The sequence below is a fragment of the Micromonospora sp. DH13 genome (assembly GCF_020873825.1).
GTDB classification, from domain to species: Bacteria; Actinomycetota; Actinomycetes; order Mycobacteriales; family Micromonosporaceae; genus Micromonospora; species Micromonospora haikouensis.
Genome location: NZ_JAHWGR010000020.1, coordinates 105,090 through 121,253 on the forward strand (window position 1 = coordinate 105,090; position 16,164 = coordinate 121,253).

Below are 16,164 nucleotides of genomic sequence, written 5' to 3' on the forward strand. Positions count from 1 at the left end.
GCTCCCTCTGCCGGGTTCCGTCCCGGACCGGCGTCCGGGTCACCGGGTGCGGTCGTGGTCGCCCACCTCCCCCGGCCGGACCACCAGCACGCCCGGTCCACCAATGCGTGCGGACCGGACCAGCGGACGGACGGTCCCCGCGTGCCGGACCAGGAGCGTGGATGGCTCGGTCCGTGGCCGGTCCGCGGACCGGCCACGCGGGCGCCGGGACGATACCTCCGTCCGCTCGCTGTCAGGACTGTCCGGTTCTGTCACCGGTCTGTCAGCAGCCTCTAGCGAGACGCTGACAGACCGGTGACAGAACGACCCCGGGACTGTCGCCGCCTCACACGCCGGCCGCACGATGAAGGGGTCCGGTGGAGCGTTGTCGGTCATGCCGCCTCCCTGGTCGGGTCACGGTCGTCGAGGACCCAGGCCGACAGGTCAACCAGCGTGGACCGTTGTCCGCCGTCGCCGGCCACGGCCCATACCGCCTCGGCGGGGCACAGGCCCGTCGTGGTGGCGTGGTCGCGGGCACCGGTAGCCACCGGCACCAACGGTGGCGTCTCGGCCAGCATTCGGCGCAGGTTGCGTTCCCGGGCGGCGGAATGCAGCCAGAACAACACCGGCCACGCCCGCCCCATCGCGGCGAACCACTCCCGGTAGCCGACCAGCTTCCCGGTCAACACCGACAGCGGCTCACCACCGGTGTCGTACTCCACGAAGAACGGCACCCGGCCACCCCGCACCACCCACAGGCCATAGCCGTCCGGACGCACCCGAGGCTGGTAGGCGCGCACCAGAGCCGGATCCCCCGGCCGAGTGAACACTCCCGACCGCCGGCACGCCGCCTCCGACAACCACTCCCCCAACCGCACATCCGGATGAGTGCGGGCGTAGCCGGCGAGGCCGGTGAAGAAGCCGTTCACCCCCAGGCGATGCTCCAGGGTGCGGCTGGACGTCCACCGGCGCCGCTCCACTCGGGCGTGATCACGCCGAGGCGCACGCTCATCACGACCGGCCGCGACGACCTCCGCGCCAAGCTGGTCAATGACGTAGTGATACGGGTACGAGCCACCGTCCGCGCGCTGCGGACGGAACCGCGCCACCAACCGCAACCGGTACAACGTCCGCAACCGCCGCTGACAGAAATCCAGAGACGGAAACAAGGCATGCGCGATCTGGAACGACGTCAACACCCCGTGGTCGTAGAGCCAGCCCAACAGCACACGGTCACGAGCGGTCAGCTGGGACTGAACCCGAAGAACCGGATCATCCACCAGCCACCACCTCCCCTCCTGTAGGGAATGCCAGCCCCAGGGGGAGAGACCCGAGACCATGCAGGTCTGTCGCAGGACAAGCCAACAGCGCCGACAGCCAGCGTGACCTGCGGTGTAAGACACGACGGGGGGTCCGTTCCGGGGTCCGGTTGAAGACTGACCACAACACCGACACCAACCCAGACCCCGCAACGGGCACCGAAACGGAATCCGCCGCCGCCACCGGCACCAAGCCGGAGCGCACAGAGACGAGATGGACGAAGAACACAACAACTCCTTGATCGAGAACAATGAAGATGGGCGACGACAGTTACGACGCCGCAGGGGTACGCAGCCACAAGCCAGCGCTGGGCTACGGAAAGACACGCTGTGGAGTTGTCAACGAACACAGAACCCGGCGCACCAGCCGACCCAAGAACGGACGAGGACAGCAACGACCGACACGACCACCACATCGGCGGTCGCGGCAGCGGGAACAGCGGTAGCAGGTAGCGGCGGAGCAGGGCGGCAAGCAGCCACACCGACAACGGGCTCGTCTCGGCCTGACGCAGATGCTCTGGTGGCCGCAGCACCGCAACGGCCCGATGGAGCGTCGGCTCAACCAGCCGGAGAAAGATCCTTCATCGCGAACCCCCTGTCACCCAGAACCATCGACGGCCCGCCCACCCCAAGCCCCGAACGACCGGCAGCGCTCCCGAAGAAGCGTCACCAGACCGGCTAATCCAACCGGCGGGCAGACCGCCACGCGGTCACGTGCATACCAGTACGCCTCCGCCAGCAACACCCTGTCAACCAGCATCGCCAGCAGCCAAACGCCACGCTCCCGGACCCAGCCGGACGCAGTAGCACCCGTTAACCCGCACTGGCACCCAGTGGCACGGAATCCCGGCCGACACAGGCAGAAAAATCTTGACTTACACCCGTGCATGTCTCACTTCATGAGACGAAAATCCCGCCGCGAAGCACACTCGCGGGCCAGAGCACCCCACGCCATGCGGACTGAAGCCACAGCAAGCGCTCGCCAGCCGTCGTAGGCGCAGATCCCCAGCTCCCCGAACAGCCGACCTGCCCTTCCGGGAACGAGCCCTCGCCAGGATCGAGCCCGGAGAGGCCTGGCCGCATGACCGAGACGTCGACGACCTCCACCTCTCCTCTACCGCCAGCCTGACGCGGGTCCTGGTTCCCAGCTTGCCGGCGTAATCCTCAGGGACCAGGCCGGCCTACCACCCACCTCACCAATCTCGGGCCCTCCTCAGGCCACGCGCCCGGCCTGCCGCCACCCGGTCCCACATCCGGCGGTCAAGGTGAGCCAATCCCGCCACCTCGTGCCAACCGGCCAGCAAGGTCGAAGACGTTCACCCAAGCGCCGCAGGGCAACACCCTCACCACCGCAGCGCCAAGCGACCCGGCTCCGGGGGGACACGTTGATCGGCCGAAGGGCGCACGGCACAATCGCCAGGTGATCACCAGCGTGTTCTTCGATGTGGGCGAGACCATCGTTGACGAGTCCCGCGAGTACGGCACCTGGGCAGACTGGCTCGGCGTGCCACGCCACACGTTCTCCGCCGTCTTCGGCGCAGTCATCGCCCGCGGCCTCGACTACCGGGAAACCTTCCAGGTCTTCCGACCAGGATTCGACCTGGCCGAGGAACGGCAACGCCGCACCGCAGCAGGACAACCCGAATCGTTCACCGAAGAAGACCTATACCCGGATGCCCGCCCCTGCCTGGCCGCGCTACGCGCGGCAGGGCTCCACGTCGGCCTCGCCGGCAACCAGACAGCACGCGCAGAAACCATCCTGCGCGCCCTGAACCTACCGGTAGACGTGATCGGCACCTCGGACGGCTGGGGCGTCGAGAAACCCTCCCCCGCCTTCTTCGACCGCGTAGTCACCGAAGCCGGCTGCCCAGCCGACCAGGTCCTCTACGTCGGAGACCGCCTCGACAACGACATCCGACCAGCACAGGAAGCAGGAATCCCCACCGCACTCATCCGCCGAGGACCCTGGGGACACATCCTCGACGACACAGCGATCAGCGACCGCTGCCTGTTCCACCTCGATTCACTCACCGAACTACCCAACCTCATCCGCAAACACAACAAGCCGACCACTTGACCACCCGACGAGCCTCCCAACGGCTGCTAGCTCAGGAGTACGGGTTGAGCTGGACGAGTGTCCGACAGGCGATAGCGCTACTTCGGGCGGAAGGCTCGTGACATGGAACCACTGCGTGGCACCTTCGTTCGCGCTAACGAGCCGACCGAGACAGTCACTCTGTTCAAGGGTGACACGGCGTCTGCCCGGATGCCTACCTCGGCGGAGCGACGCGAATTCGAGATCGCCGAGGGCGTCCCAGCCATCGTGATCCTCCGTGGTGACGGCTCTTGGGAGACGTACACAGCTGATCGCATTTGCGTCCGCCGCTGATCTACGCACTACGAGTCGCCCCGGTTCCTGCTCGAACCGCATCGGCCTCGTTCCCTGGGTACTGCCTCGATACGGCGCCGTCCGCTGCTGCTCCTCTGACTGCTCGGCTTCGGTCGCTGCCGCTTCACCTCCGGCCTCTCGCGGCACGAGGACGAAACCTGACGGGACCTGTCGAGGGGCCGGCGCCAGGCCGCGCTGCGGCCATGCAAGGGGTGCCGAGGACTGCGATGATCGGCTAGCCTCCACCGTGGAGGCGGTGCTATGTCGATGTATGGCCGAGACGACGAGACTTGGGAACGCCTGACCGTGGCTGGGCTGGATTTCCTCATTGAGCGTGCGCGAATTGGGGGCGCCACTACCTACACGGAGCTCAATACAACGTTGACGCATCGAACAGGGATCCCAGGTTTTGACTTTGACCGTGAAGACGAGCGAGCTGCTATAGGACGCCTACTCGGCTTGATCGTGGAGCGGAACTATCCCGCTACAGGTCTGATGATCTCGGCACTAGTGCGATACCTCGACGCCAAATATGCAGGTCCTGGCTTCTATGCACTTGCGACGCAGTTGGGGTTACTCGGGCGAAACCCATCGAAGACTGCAAAGATGGAATTTTGGGTAGGTCAACTCAGAGCGTTGCATCGGCATTACTCGCATTCCCCGAACCCGTTGGCATCCTGATGCCCCTTACCGCATTGGTCCGCCTGACGTGCCGGCAAACACGCGCTTTTGGCGATGACTAGTTCGAGTTCGGTCTCCGCAGAGCCACAGGGTCAGCACCAGCTTGACCTCCTGTGTCGACTCACGCTAGCAGGTCAACAGGGTTCACACTCTTCGAATCGGCCATCACCTCCTCGCTTCCTTCTCTCACTTGGCCGTCTTGAAGTATCGACGCGATGGCCGTCTCTCATCTACGCAACAGGCTCATCACGGGCAAGCCCTACACCACTCCCATGGGCACAACGCAGCCGGGGCACTGGCAGAGCCGGCAGCCAGCGACAGCCTGATCCTATTGCGCCAGCCCAGGGAAGTGCAGAATGCCCTTCTCAGATATCCCTCCAGTTTGCGTCGTCCCATACTTCCGCACCCACCTGGGCCAGCTCGATATACCTGCCAATGACCCGCAGCCCGAGATCGGCAGTTTCGGTGACGAAATCTCGCATGCGTTGCTTTGCGCTATCCAGCCTTAGGGGGATCGGTCCGACGCGGTCGATCATATTTGGGAGCCCCGCAGCAAGGAGTGGGTACTCGTAGTTTGACCTTCTTCTCATTGGGGCCCTAATCAACCAGACATTCTCTTCTCTGCGCACCAGAATCACCAGAAGTTGAAAGACAGAGGAACCGTCATTGTCGCCCCACCTCGAAAGCAAGAGCGAAGTTGCGGCAGGCTCACCGAAGAACTGAGGAGGGAGCGGATCTACGTTAATCAGATCGATCAGCTCCTGGCTGGTTTGGTCCCCCATCGGCCTGCCAGCGCCTATACTAATATGAAGACTTCCGTCGGAGGCACTATTGATCTTACTGACCACCTCCTCCAACTTTTCCTTGAAGTCTAGAAAGACGAGCTGGCGAAGCATTACTTCTCTGGCATTCCGCTCTTGCTCTTTTAGCCGTTCGAACCGCTGCCGAACCATCGCCTCGTTGGCCGCGAGCTGGCGAGCCCGCGCTACCGCGCCTTCCAAGTCAAAGCTTGACGCGCCCGCCGCAACGTTCCGAGTGCCAGCGATACGATCGCCTACCCTCCGAATCTCCGAAAGAATAGCGTCCCAGTCGCTCAATCTCGTTCGTGGGTCTCTGTCCAGAAGCAGCTCGAACAGCGAGCCAAGTGGACTAAGCTCCACGTCCCTAGTCAGGACTTCAAGACGGTTCTCGGGATCGAGCTGGCGTTCCCTCGGCAACGCCTGACGGCCAGCAAGCACGGACCAGCAGAGCTTTCCGTAGGCATAGCAATCGGCAGGCCTCTGATCTACGTCCTCGTTAATCCCGGCTTCGTTTTCCGGCGCTACGTAGTTGCGGGGCCCGATCACCTCCCATGATCGAGTCAAACGCTCATCCTCAAGGCCGAGGCATAAGCCAAAATCTGCAAGCAGAACGTTACTCCCGGCACGCAATATATTCGACGGCTTTATGTCGCGATGCGCCATCCCAACGGAGTGGATCTGCTGCAAAGCAGTTCCGACGGCCAGAAGCAGCGCCAGCCGCCCCGGAACGGTCGATTGAGCTTCCTGGGCAATCTGCTCCTCAAGCGAACCGTCCGGATACCAGGGCATCACGAAAGATGGACTGTCGTCGTCCAAATACTTGGCTACGACCGGCGGCACCTGAAAGCCGAGCGTGGACAGCTGCTCCATAACCTCAACTTCGCGCACAAAACGGCTGCGTCGATTCTTGTTCTTCAGCCGCTTAAGTGCGTATAGCCTCTGATCATCGGGGCGCACGACCTGAAAGATGTAGGCTTGTCCGCCTTCGTTTGGCTGATCTTTGGGACTTGCCTTCATCCAAGGCGCGGGCGGCTTCCATGCCATCGTTCGCTCACCTCTGACTGTACAGGGCAACCTGGAGAGGATTCAGAGTAGTGGGAGGCGGCAGAAGCCACCAGCAAGTTCTGTCCGCGCCAACGCGGTGGTGCCAATGGACCCTGGAGCGGTGAACTGGTTGATCTTGAGACGTAACCTTGCTTAAGACACCCGCGGTTTCAGCAGACCGTCCAGCCACTGTTCTACGAGTTGTTGAGGATCAGCAGGAACCGGGCTTTAGTGTCGGTGTCAGCGAGTGCGAGTGTCTGGTCCAACGCCGCTTGGGCGGCCATCTTCGGCGGCGTGGGCGTACGTCGGTGTTCCCAGCCGGAGACGGTCGCGCCACTCGCTCCCAGGCGTTGTGCGAAGTCGTGGACGGTCATCCGCAGCGCCTCCCGCAATGCGCGGACTTCCCGCCCGGTCCACCGACCGACGACCACCGTCTCACACTGGCATCTACCCGGCTCCACCGGAACGCGCGAGCCCGCCGGAACGGCGGCAGCAACGAGGCGGCCAGCGCGTTGCCGACGCTCGCGGTCGCGTACCGATGCCTGCTGCTCGTGGAAGTCCCGCACCAACGCGGCCACCTGGTCGAAGGCGGCCAATAGCGCCCCGTTGGCACCGACTACGTCGTCGGCGTCGCACCAGAAACCCCGGACGCTCATGTCCCGGCCGGTCTCGGCGTTGGCCAGCGTGCTGCGCGAGTAGCAGATCTGCTTGGCCAGTTGCGCCTGCGTCATCCCGACAGCGGCACGCCATCCGGCCAGCTGCCGACCAAGATCCTTACGCTGCTCGGCCACCTGCCCCGAGGTGATCCCGTCCACCGCGCCGAAACCACCCGGCAGGCCCGGCGCAGACCCCAGGCCCCCACCCCGTGGGGTCAGCTGCACACCAACGGTCACCGACGCCACCACCGACCCGCGAACCGACACCCGGAGGACCGACCAATCACGGCGAGAGAACCATCCGTCAGAAGTGCAAAGTCGCCCGCCATCACGGTCAACAACCGGATGCGCGCATCGAGCTGCCCATTCAGGACAAGGGCCTGCGCGTCAGCACCGTCGGAGTGCCCCACCGCGAACGCGGTCGTATCGACGTGCAACCTTTCCGGCAACGACGCCGTCCCTGCGGCTGCGGCTGGTAGCCCACGACTGACATTCCACCGGGCCGCTGCGACACCAACAGACCCAACGAGTACGGTCACAAGCCGACCGACGGGCACTCCCCATCCGAAGGTCATTGAGCCCGTACCGCGAGGTGGAGTTCACCGACAGCCAGGTGGGCCAGGTCAGGCAACTGCTCCTCGGTGAGCGTGACCCCGTACAGGTTCGCGAGAGTGGTCTTCAGGCCACGCAGCGAGTTACCCCGCAGGTCGGCACCCTGGAGCTGACTCAATTCCAGTTCGAGGCGAGCCAGAATGCACGATCTCAGGAGGACCTTGGGGAGCCGGCAGGAGGACCAGGTGGCGTCGGTGAGGATGCAGTCGACGAACGCCACCGCTCCGCCAGCGGCGACCCGGCCGAAGGTGGCGTAGTCGAAGCGGCAGCCGTCGAACAGGACGTCCTTGAGACGGACGTCGGTGAGCCGGGTACCGGTAAACCGCGACCCGGTGACGAGGCTGCGCTCGATGCTGAGCCCGGACAGGGTGGCGCTGGAGAAGTCGGTGCGGACGATCTCGCAGCCGAAGATGGTTCCCCCTTCCCAGGTGCCCTCACTGAAGTCCGAGCCGGCGATCCGGCTACCCCGAACACGGATCTCGTCGAGGGCGACACCCCGCCAGGAGACGTCGTCGACGTGAGCCTCGGTGAGATCAGCATCGGGCTCGGTGGTGCTGTCGAGATCGTCGGGGTCGAGATCGGGGAGCAGGATCGTCACGTCGCCGACTGTGGTGGTTCGCATGGGTCCTCTACCTGTCGAACGGCGGTACGGACAGTCGCACCACGTAGCGGGATGATCTGCCGTTAGTGGATCACGTCGTTCTCTTGGTGCAGTTGTCCCAGCTCGGCTGGCTGTCGAACCTGGCCGCTTTGATCGACGTTACCGTCGGTCATGCCAGGTCGCGGATGCACAGCCGCCTGCCGCTGGCACAGCACCGCTCGGGCGTTTACCGGTCGGCCGAAGCGCCCGGCACGGGGTATCCAGCCTCAATCGCCCACAGAGCTTCCCGATGCCGTATGCAGGCGAATCGACGCCGGCGCGCTTTAACCACCAGGTAGCGCTGCACGACTGGCGGTCAGGGCGGCGACGCGTTCGTCGAGTTGGGTGCCCTTGCGGCTGTCGCCGAGTACGTTGCGGACGGCCCGGACCCGGTCGAGGCCGGTGCCGTACCAGTCCGTGTGTAGGGCATCGATGGCCTGGTTGAGGTACTCGGCAGCCCGGTCACCGTCATTGCCATGGGCGTTGGCAAGGTCGGCGAGGACAACGCTGCGCTGTTTGGCACCGGCCCCGGGGAGAGCGGCGAGTGCCTGATCCAGCTGGGTGGCGGCTTCCCCGTGGTCGTTATCGGCAAGAGCGGCGTAGCCGGCGAAGGAGTGCAGACGCGTGTTGTCGTAGAAGTCGAGCCATTCAGGCGGCACAGGGCTGCCATCAAGCGCTTTCGCTGCCAGATCAATGTGATGGCGGCTGGTCGCCGCTGCTCCGGCCCGGCCCTCGACCTCCGAGGCGACGCAGTGCAGCCAGGAGCGGACCATGGGGCTGACACCGTGCCAGGTGTGTTGGAGGGCTGCGTTGGTCAGCGTGCGGGCCTTCGCGGGATCGTGGCCGAAGGCGGGGATGAACGCCATGTGGCCGAGAACAGCTGCGGCCAGAGCATGGTCGCCGGCTTCGCGGGTGGCAGCGAGGGCGACGTCGTAGCAGCGTTCGGCGACGGCGGGCTGGCTGAGGTCGAAGAAGGCGAGTCGGGCGGTGAGCAGTGCGGACTCCGCGAGCGCTCCGGCGAGACCAGTCCGATCGGTTCCGGTTGCGGCACGGAGGAGCCCGATGCCGAGCTGAGTGTGGGCGTAGGCGGCCTCGTACAGCGGCCGGGCCGGGCTGGTCCAGTACAGCTCGCGCTGACAGCGCACGATCTGCCGGTACGAGTCGGGGTCGACGGTCTTGCCGCCGGCGTGTGCGGCGTGGGGATCGAGTGATAGCAGCGGCGCGACCAAGGGCAGCATGCTGGCACCGACGAGCGCGCGTAGTACGGACGCCCGGTCCCAGCCGTTGCCGTTGTCATCTCGGGTGAGCATGTCCCACAACCTCCTGAGCTCGTGCAGTGTTTCCGCGGCCGGGCGTACGGCCAGTTCATCGGGGGTGAGCAGGCCGAGGTCGCTCGCTGGCTTACCGAAGATCGCGACCAGGTGCTTGCGGTAACGCGGGTCTGGCCACCGTTCCCCGGTCTCCCAGCGTCGCACCGTGTTGGCGTTGAGCCCGGTGTCGGTCTCGCCTACGCGGCTCATCTCGGTGCGGATGCGTTCGGTGGTCTCCTCGTAGGACCAGCCGCGTTGGAGTCTCTCCCACGCGAGCTGCCGGTTCGGGGAATAGCGCCGTCCCGCCATCGCGCACCTCCGGACATCGCCTGTCGACGTGGATCACGCTAGCCACTGCCGCTACAGGTCGTCACTACCTGGTTGCGACTGGACGGGTAGTGGACGGTACCGGCCCACGGCGGGGAACGGTTCGCTAGAGCTGGACATCGAACGCCGCCGCTGCCGGTGGCACCGGTGTCCACCGATGACCGTCAACGGCATGGGGTTCATGGTGGTCGTACTGATCAGGACTGACAAGGCGTCGCCCCAGCTGGGTTCAGATGCCGTGATGGCTGTCAGCGCAAGTCCCGTGAGGTTGGTCCCTCGCCTGCGCACCGCCGTCGAGCCTGCGCAGGCGGGTGATCGGCGGGGTGCTCCCAGCCGCCGCCTCCCGGTGGCGGACCTGCCGGTCTTCCGGTGGGTCCGCCACGCCGCCGGCCGACTCCGCAGACCTGGCGCATGTCCTCGGCGATCACGGCGCGGCATGGGCGGGTCGGAAGCGGGACCGCGATGACGGTCTACGTCTCCCGTAACGCCGCTACGACAGCCACCGGTTCGACAAGATCCGAACGACCGGGCGCCCTGCCGGTAATCGATCAGACCACGCCTTCCCAGGTAGACCCACCCCTGTACACGCACGTCTGGCATCGGCTCTTCGAGCAGAGCCCGGGAAGGGAGGAGCAGCGATGATGTCTCGTGTCTTGGTCACCGGAGCGGCCGGCTTCATCGGCTCGCACCTGGTCGACGCGCTACTGGGCAGAGGAGTCAGGGTTGTCGGCCTGGATCGGCGGCGGGTCGGTGAGCACGCCCTCGCGGACGAGAACCTGGCCGAGGCGGTCGGCAGCCCCCTGTTCACGCCGTACTGCCTGGACCTGGCCGTCGACCAGTTGGACGATCTGGTGGCTGGCTGCGACACCGTCTTCCATCTCGCCGCGCGGCCGGGTGTACGGCCGTCGTGGAGTCGCGAGTCTCTCGACTACACCCAGACCAACGTGCTCGGCACACACCGGTTGCTGGAGGCACGCACCCGTCAGGGGTACGCCGGCTGGTCGTCGCCTCGTCGTCGAGCGTCTCCGGTCCGGCCGACCGGCCCAGCCGCGACGAAGACCCCACCTGCCCGGTCTCCCCCTACGGGGTAAGCAAGCTGGCCGCGGAACAGCTGTGTCTCGCCTACGCCCGACGAGCTGACAGCCCACTCAGTGCCGTCGCGCTGCGCTACTTCACCGTCTACGGGCCTCGGCAGCGGCCCGACATGGCGATCGACCGAATTCTCTATCGAGGGATGTGGCCGGTTGGTGCCGCAGCGGCCAGGACGTTGGGTCCTTGGTAACGGCGGCGGCGATCGGTGTCGGCTGGAGCCAGCTCGCGTGACCCGCTCGCCGCCGCCGCGCCGATCAGACAGAGAAGCGGGGAGTCATGGCTACGTATCTCGGCGGCGAGCAGATCGAGGAGGCGCAGGCCCGTTCTGGCAAGACACGTCGTGTCCTGCGCCAACGGCCGATGCTTGGCCTGCGACGTACTGAGTCCGTGTCCCGCGCGCGAGCGGGCTACGGCCGCCTTCTTCCGGTCGCTGCGGTTGCCCCGACGCACGCCCGGTGCATCCCGTCCCGAGTTGTGCGGTGCCCGCCACACCGCCGTGTCGGGCTCGTGGTGGTCGGCGTGACGACAACGCGCATTGCCCCATACAGCTATCGCTATCGATTCGCTTCACGGCATGCCGAACGAGGCAATTGGAGGCTTCATCGTGCCCCTTGATGCTGTAACCAACTCGGCCAACCCTGCAGACCAGCTCGGCAGGCAGAACGTCCTCCCGGCCTCTGGTCTGCTCATCGACTCGTTCCGGGACGACTCCGCCTGCCCGATGTCTTCATGGCGGGTCCCGTTGCGGGCTGCCGGGCGACTTGCCGTGCACCACGGCGACCAGTGGTCAGCTGAGATGATCTCTCGGGATCCGAACGCTGATGACCATGTCGTAGCCGCCGCGAAGCGGTCCATCGACCTGCTGAACCGCGTTCGGGTGGACCTGGTCACGGAGATCGACACGTGGGTCGACCGCGTGCTCGACGATCCGGGCACCGGACCGCTGCACACCGAGACGATCGGCTCGGTCATCGACCGGTTGGCTATTGCCTGGGTGCGGTGCCAACGCCTGATCGACCACGAGGCGCAAGAACGGAGCGCCAGCCAGGCCGATGCGGCTTTGCGGCAGTTTCGGGAGCTGGCGCGTGCGTACGACGATCTTGTGCGAGATGCTCGCGAGGGTTGCCGACGGATTCCTCGTTGGCGTGCCCTCAAGAGCTACGGCGAGCGCCGATGAACGTCGCGGTGACGCTCAACGGTGCGGACAACGTCGGCAAGTCCACGAATGCACAGTGGCTGGCCTCGGCGACACCGGGGATCACCCTGACCGGGACCATCGACCGGTGGGACCCGCAGTGGGCGAAGGTGTCACGGGACGACTTCAGCCGATGGTGGTTCGTCGACAGCACCACTGACGAGCACGTCGATCTCGTGTTCCGTTCCTTCGCCGCCCGGTGCCAGGGAGGCGGCAGGTTGGCGTTGGAGGACCGGGGCTACCCGATGCTCGTCGCCACCTGCGCGGCGACGGCCGCGGTGAAGGACGGAACGCCGATCGGTGAGGCCCTTGCCGAGGTAGAAGCCCGAGCGCTCCGATACCTCCCCGTCGACAGACGCGAACTCCACATCCTGCTGCGGCACGATCCTGATCCTTCTGCCGAGGCGCGGCAGGCGTTGGCCCGGGACCGGGCTCCCGCATCCGATCAGTACGCCGCCTACCAGCGCCAACTGGCCGAAGCCATCGAACTCCAAATCCACCGAGGGGACTACCACCGGTTGATCGTGCGTGGTGATCGGCCACTGCTCGATGTTCAGCGTGAGGTTCGCGAGGCCGTCACCCGCTTCGGCGTGCCCGTCACACTGCTGGCTCCGGATCGCGTCGACCGGCTCTGGGTCCTCGCCGGCATGTCCGAGAGCGGAAAGAGCACCGTCGGGGAGTTACTCCGTACCGAGCACGCCGTCACGCGGCTGAAGATCGGATATCTGCTCCGCCTTGCGGCCGACCGGGCCGGCGTGACCGACCCGTACCAGGCGTGGGATGAGCTGACCGAGGCACGGATGCTGTCCGAGGAGATCCTCCGCTTAGCCGCGCTCAATCCCGGCTCCCACCGGATCAGCGTCGAAAGCGCGCATCGCTTCGAAGCAACCAGGCATGTACGGCAGATCTGGGGAGATCGCTGCCAGATCATCTATCTCGATGCGCCGCCGGCAGTGCGTCTGGCCCGTGGCAAAGAATCACCCGATTCGCTAGCGTCTCGGGACGCGACGAAGCAGAACCGGGGCGCCGAGCGCATCGCGGCGATCGCCGACTCCGTCGTCGACAACACGGGCAGCCTCCTCGCCCTGAAACGAGCGGTCGCCGAGCTGGTTCACCGCACTTCCGGCGACCGACACCCGCCACAACGTGAGACACCGGTGCCGGCGTCCCTGCGACCTTTCCTCGCCGCCTACGCCGCCGAGTTGGTCGACGACGAGACGGCACTGGTCGCAGTCACCGGAAGCCTGGCCTATGGAAACTGGCAGCCGGGCTGGAGCGACGTGGATGTCCTCGTCGTCCGGGACACCCTTCCGGTGCGTTGGCTCGCCAACCGATCGCTCCCACCCACCGGCCCGGACGGGGCGAAGATCGCGCTGTCGGCGTTCACCACCAACGAGGCGCGCACCGGCAGGCTGCCACCACGCCTGCTCTACGCGCTGCGGCAGATCGCGCACGACGGCCGGGGAGTGCTGTATCGCCGACCCGGTCTCGTACTCCATGTCCTCGACCGGACCGCCGACGAGTGCGCTGCCCGCGGTGACCTACCGCTGGTCGTCATGACGCTGCGGCGGCTGGCCGCCCGACCCGACACCGATGTCAGGGCGCTCTACAAGCACGTCGTCCTCGCCATGAAGATCATGCTCCGAGCGGACGGCATCGACCTCGACGCCAGCGACGAAGTCCGCCAGGCCTTCGCCGGCCGACATCCCTCCGCCCGCGTCGACCTTCCCTCGGTCACCGACGTCAGCCACGCCGACTGGCGCTCGGACAACGAACTCACGGAACGAATCCGCAGCGCCGCCAGCGACCTGCTGGCCTACGACGAGACCCTCGGCCACACCCGCGACCATGGAAGGACGACGGAAGCCAATGACGGCCACCGCACGTAAGGCGATCACCGCCGACCGAGTAGCCCGACTCGGAGTCGGCGACACCACCCGCCCGGTCAGGATCGTTCACGAACTCGACGGTGTCCGCAGTGACACCGCGCCGGATCGGGTGATGGCCGCCGGTGACAACCTCTGGCGGCTTTGGTGCGAGCATCCCGCCTACCGGCCGCACGACGTGCTGCTCGGCCTGGACGCTGGCGGCATCATCCCCACGCTCGCGGTCTCCTGGGCGAGCGGCAGCCACTACCGCATCGCCTGGAAGATCAACCTCGACCTGCCGGAGAAGCTCGTCTTCCACGAACCTCACGCCCGCCGCCTGGAGGTGTTCGCCTACGGCCGCTTCAAGGGTCAGCGCGTCCTCATCGTGGACGACGAGATCACGACCGGGCTCACCCTCACCAACCTCGTCACCGCGCTCCGCAGTGCCGGAGCCGACGTCACAGGCGTGCTCTGTCTGGTCGAGGACACGACCGGAGACGGGCGGGAGCTGCTCGAACGACACGAGGTCCCGCTGTGCGTACTGACCACGCTCTGACCGACACCGACAGCCCGACCTGTTGGCGGGGCGGACCGACGCTCGTCCGGCGCAATCGGGCCCCGCTTGGCCGACTCCTGCCGTACCGGCGGGCCGCGGGAGAGCTGCCACCACCGAAGGCCGCCCTCGACGCGGTGCACGAAAGCGGCTGGCAGCTCGACCTCGGCGCACGAGGGCTCGGCGACGTACTGCTGGGTCTCGCCCTGGCGCAGGCTCTCCACGAGGCCACCCGCGACCGGTACCCGCAGCCGGCATACGTCGGACCCCGCGCGGATCTCCTCGCCCGATGCACCCTGCCACTCACCGTCACCTCCGCGAACGGCCAACACTCGATCGGCACCGAAAGCCCGACACCGCGCACCTTCGAAGCCGTTCCCGAGATCCCGCCGACGAGGCTCGACATCGTCGACGCCAACGTCCTCCAGGTGCACGCCACGCTGCCGATGCGCTACTACCTCGACATCGAGCAGACCCTCGGGGTACGGCTGCCTGCTGACAGCGACCCGTGCCCGCGGTTCCGCGCCACGGAGCCCACACCTACGCCCTACCACGTCCTCTTCGTGTCCACCACCAGCCGGCCAAAGCGCAAGGACTACGGCATCGAGAACTTCGCGGCAATCGCGCGCTGCCTCACTGCTCACCGGCCTGACGCGCCCTGGCGGTTCGGCCTGATCGCCGCGCCGGACCGAGCGGCACCACCGTCCGTCGCGCAGATCGAGGTCTTCCACGGTCCGACGGCCGTGGAATGCGTCGATCTGTTCGCTACCGCCGAACTGGTCGTCGGCAACGACACCGGCCTGACCCACCTCGCCGCCCTCACCGAAAGACCGGACGGCACCGGGCCTACCGTCGTCGGCCTGTACGGGCGGCACGCACACACCAAGTGGATCACCGGCTCAACCCGTCACCACGCGGTAGCGACGCCGTTCTCACAGCTCATGTCCATCGCCGACGCGTGCCCCGTCCGGGATGGCTACGACGACACCGTCTGGTCCACCGCCAGCGACCTGCGAGCCGTACCGGCCGAACTGATCGCGCGTTTCGCCGGCCGGTGCGTTGGCTGGTGGGACTCGTGATCCGCGTCGCCCGCCACCGGCGGTTCACCGCGAACCACACCTTCCATCTCGATGTCGGCGCACGCCGACTATTCGTCAAGGCCAACCCGAATCCTGCCGAGGCTGCCGCCGAGATCGCCGGGTACCGGCGGATCCAGCACCACTATCCGCTCCCCGCCCTACACGCGTACCACCGAGTCGGCCGTTGGACCCTGACCGTGTACGACCGACACCGGCCCGACCAGCCCGACACCGGCCTGCTCCTGGACGCCATCACGGCAGGCGACGTCGGTGCCCGCGCCAACCTCGACCACGGGCTCGACGCCATCCTCAACCGCTACCAGCACGTCATCGGCACCACGATGCGTCATCTGCCCGCCTCCCAGACCATCGGCAAGCTCTATCGCGACCGTGCCCGACCCGGCGGCCGGATCGACCTGTACTACGGCCACAACCCCAACCTGCTGACGATGCCCGACAGGTCCGCCATCCGCTGCAGCGACCTACACGAGACGACCCTCGTCATCAACGGACAGCCTCGACGACTCGACTTCGACGCACTGGTCACCGGTCTCCGCACCGCCCTGCACCCGGACCAGCAGACATGGGCAGCGACGACCCAGGGCGATCCCACCGACGTC

The 16,164-nt window shown here is 66.3% G+C and carries 11 protein-coding genes and 1 pseudogene; 7 read left to right on the forward strand and 5 right to left on the reverse strand.

What is annotated here, in order from left to right:
* Window positions 1–371 precede the first annotated feature (371 nt).
* Window positions 372–1,259 carry a replication-relaxation family protein gene (locus LPA42_RS19830; protein ID WP_077936281.1) on the reverse strand — a complete coding sequence of 296 codons (888 nt, stop codon included), beginning with the start codon at window positions 1,257–1,259 and terminating at the stop codon, window positions 372–374.
* A 1,459-nt stretch (window positions 1,260–2,718) separates the two neighbouring features.
* Between LPA42_RS19830 and LPA42_RS19835 the strand changes: the two genes are divergently transcribed.
* The gene (locus LPA42_RS19835) at window positions 2,719–3,375 is read left to right on the forward strand and encodes an HAD family hydrolase (protein WP_077936278.1); all 657 of its coding nucleotides are present in this window, start codon (window positions 2,719–2,721) and stop codon (window positions 3,373–3,375) included.
* Between the two features lie 1,358 nt (window positions 3,376–4,733).
* Here LPA42_RS19835 and LPA42_RS19840 read toward each other — a convergent pair.
* The 4 genes from LPA42_RS19840 to LPA42_RS19855 form a co-directional block, all read right to left on the reverse strand.
* Entirely contained in the window at window positions 4,734–6,212 is a 1,479-nt protein-coding gene (locus tag LPA42_RS19840; protein WP_077936276.1) for a protein kinase, read from the reverse strand.
* Between the two features lie 194 nt (window positions 6,213–6,406).
* Window positions 6,407–7,027, reverse strand: coding sequence for a helix-turn-helix domain-containing protein (locus LPA42_RS19845; protein WP_228986758.1), 621 nt, complete (start codon window positions 7,025–7,027; stop codon window positions 6,407–6,409).
* Window positions 7,028–7,439: 412 nt separating this feature from the next.
* On the reverse strand, window positions 7,440–8,102 hold the full coding sequence (locus LPA42_RS19850) for a pentapeptide repeat-containing protein (protein ID WP_077936275.1): 663 nt from the start codon (window positions 8,100–8,102) through the stop codon (window positions 7,440–7,442).
* 302 nt (window positions 8,103–8,404) lie between these two features.
* On the reverse strand, window positions 8,405–9,739 hold the full coding sequence (locus LPA42_RS19855) for a transcriptional regulator (RefSeq protein ID WP_077936274.1): 1,335 nt from the start codon (window positions 9,737–9,739) through the stop codon (window positions 8,405–8,407).
* A gap of 480 nt (window positions 9,740–10,219) precedes the next feature.
* Here LPA42_RS19855 and amcA point away from each other — a divergent pair, with 480 nt between their 5' ends.
* From amcA to LPA42_RS19880, 6 genes and pseudogenes are all read left to right on the forward strand, one after another.
* Complete coding sequence (amcA, locus tag LPA42_RS34190; RefSeq protein ID WP_144082547.1) at window positions 10,220–10,399, forward strand: multiple cyclophane-containing RiPP AmcA; 180 nt, start codon at window positions 10,220–10,222, stop codon at window positions 10,397–10,399.
* Window positions 10,399–11,039: pseudogene (locus tag LPA42_RS19860) on the forward strand (NAD-dependent epimerase/dehydratase family protein). Before amcA ends, LPA42_RS19860 begins: the two are co-directional and overlap by 1 nt.
* A 384-nt stretch (window positions 11,040–11,423) precedes the next feature.
* A complete protein-coding gene (locus tag LPA42_RS19865; protein WP_077936273.1) occupies window positions 11,424–12,026 on the forward strand; it encodes a DUF4254 domain-containing protein in 603 nt (200 codons plus the stop codon).
* Window positions 12,023–13,933, forward strand: coding sequence for a nucleotidyltransferase domain-containing protein (locus LPA42_RS19870; protein WP_144082546.1), 1,911 nt, complete (start codon window positions 12,023–12,025; stop codon window positions 13,931–13,933). The genes LPA42_RS19865 and LPA42_RS19870 overlap by 4 nt, the downstream gene beginning before the upstream one ends.
* Window positions 13,914–14,468 (forward strand): phosphoribosyltransferase, encoded by a 555-nt coding sequence (locus tag LPA42_RS19875; protein WP_077936271.1) that lies wholly within the window; start codon window positions 13,914–13,916, stop codon window positions 14,466–14,468. Before LPA42_RS19870 ends, LPA42_RS19875 begins: the two co-directional genes overlap by 20 nt.
* Window positions 14,447–15,544 (forward strand): glycosyltransferase family 9 protein, encoded by a 1,098-nt coding sequence (locus LPA42_RS19880; RefSeq protein ID WP_228986759.1) that lies wholly within the window; start codon window positions 14,447–14,449, stop codon window positions 15,542–15,544. Before LPA42_RS19875 ends, LPA42_RS19880 begins: the two co-directional genes overlap by 22 nt.
* Window positions 15,545–16,164: the final 620 nt, after the last annotated feature.

Excerpts from the sequence above, each read along its gene's own strand:
- LPA42_RS19850 (WP_077936275.1), bottom strand. The coding sequence starts at position 8,102 with ATGCGAACCACCACAGTCGGCGACGTGACGATCCTGCTCCCCGATCTC.
- LPA42_RS19875 (WP_077936271.1), top strand. The coding sequence starts at position 13,914 with ATGACGGCCACCGCACGTAAGGCGATCACCGCCGACCGAGTAGCCCGA.
- LPA42_RS19840 (WP_077936276.1), bottom strand. The coding sequence starts at position 6,212 with ATGGCATGGAAGCCGCCCGCGCCTTGGATGAAGGCAAGTCCCAAAGAT.
- LPA42_RS19855 (WP_077936274.1), bottom strand. The coding sequence starts at position 9,739 with ATGGCGGGACGGCGCTATTCCCCGAACCGGCAGCTCGCGTGGGAGAGA.
- amcA (WP_144082547.1), top strand. The coding sequence starts at position 10,220 with ATGACGGTCTACGTCTCCCGTAACGCCGCTACGACAGCCACCGGTTCG.
- LPA42_RS19870 (WP_144082546.1), top strand. The coding sequence starts at position 12,023 with ATGAACGTCGCGGTGACGCTCAACGGTGCGGACAACGTCGGCAAGTCC.
- LPA42_RS19865 (WP_077936273.1), top strand. The coding sequence starts at position 11,424 with ATGCCGAACGAGGCAATTGGAGGCTTCATCGTGCCCCTTGATGCTGTA.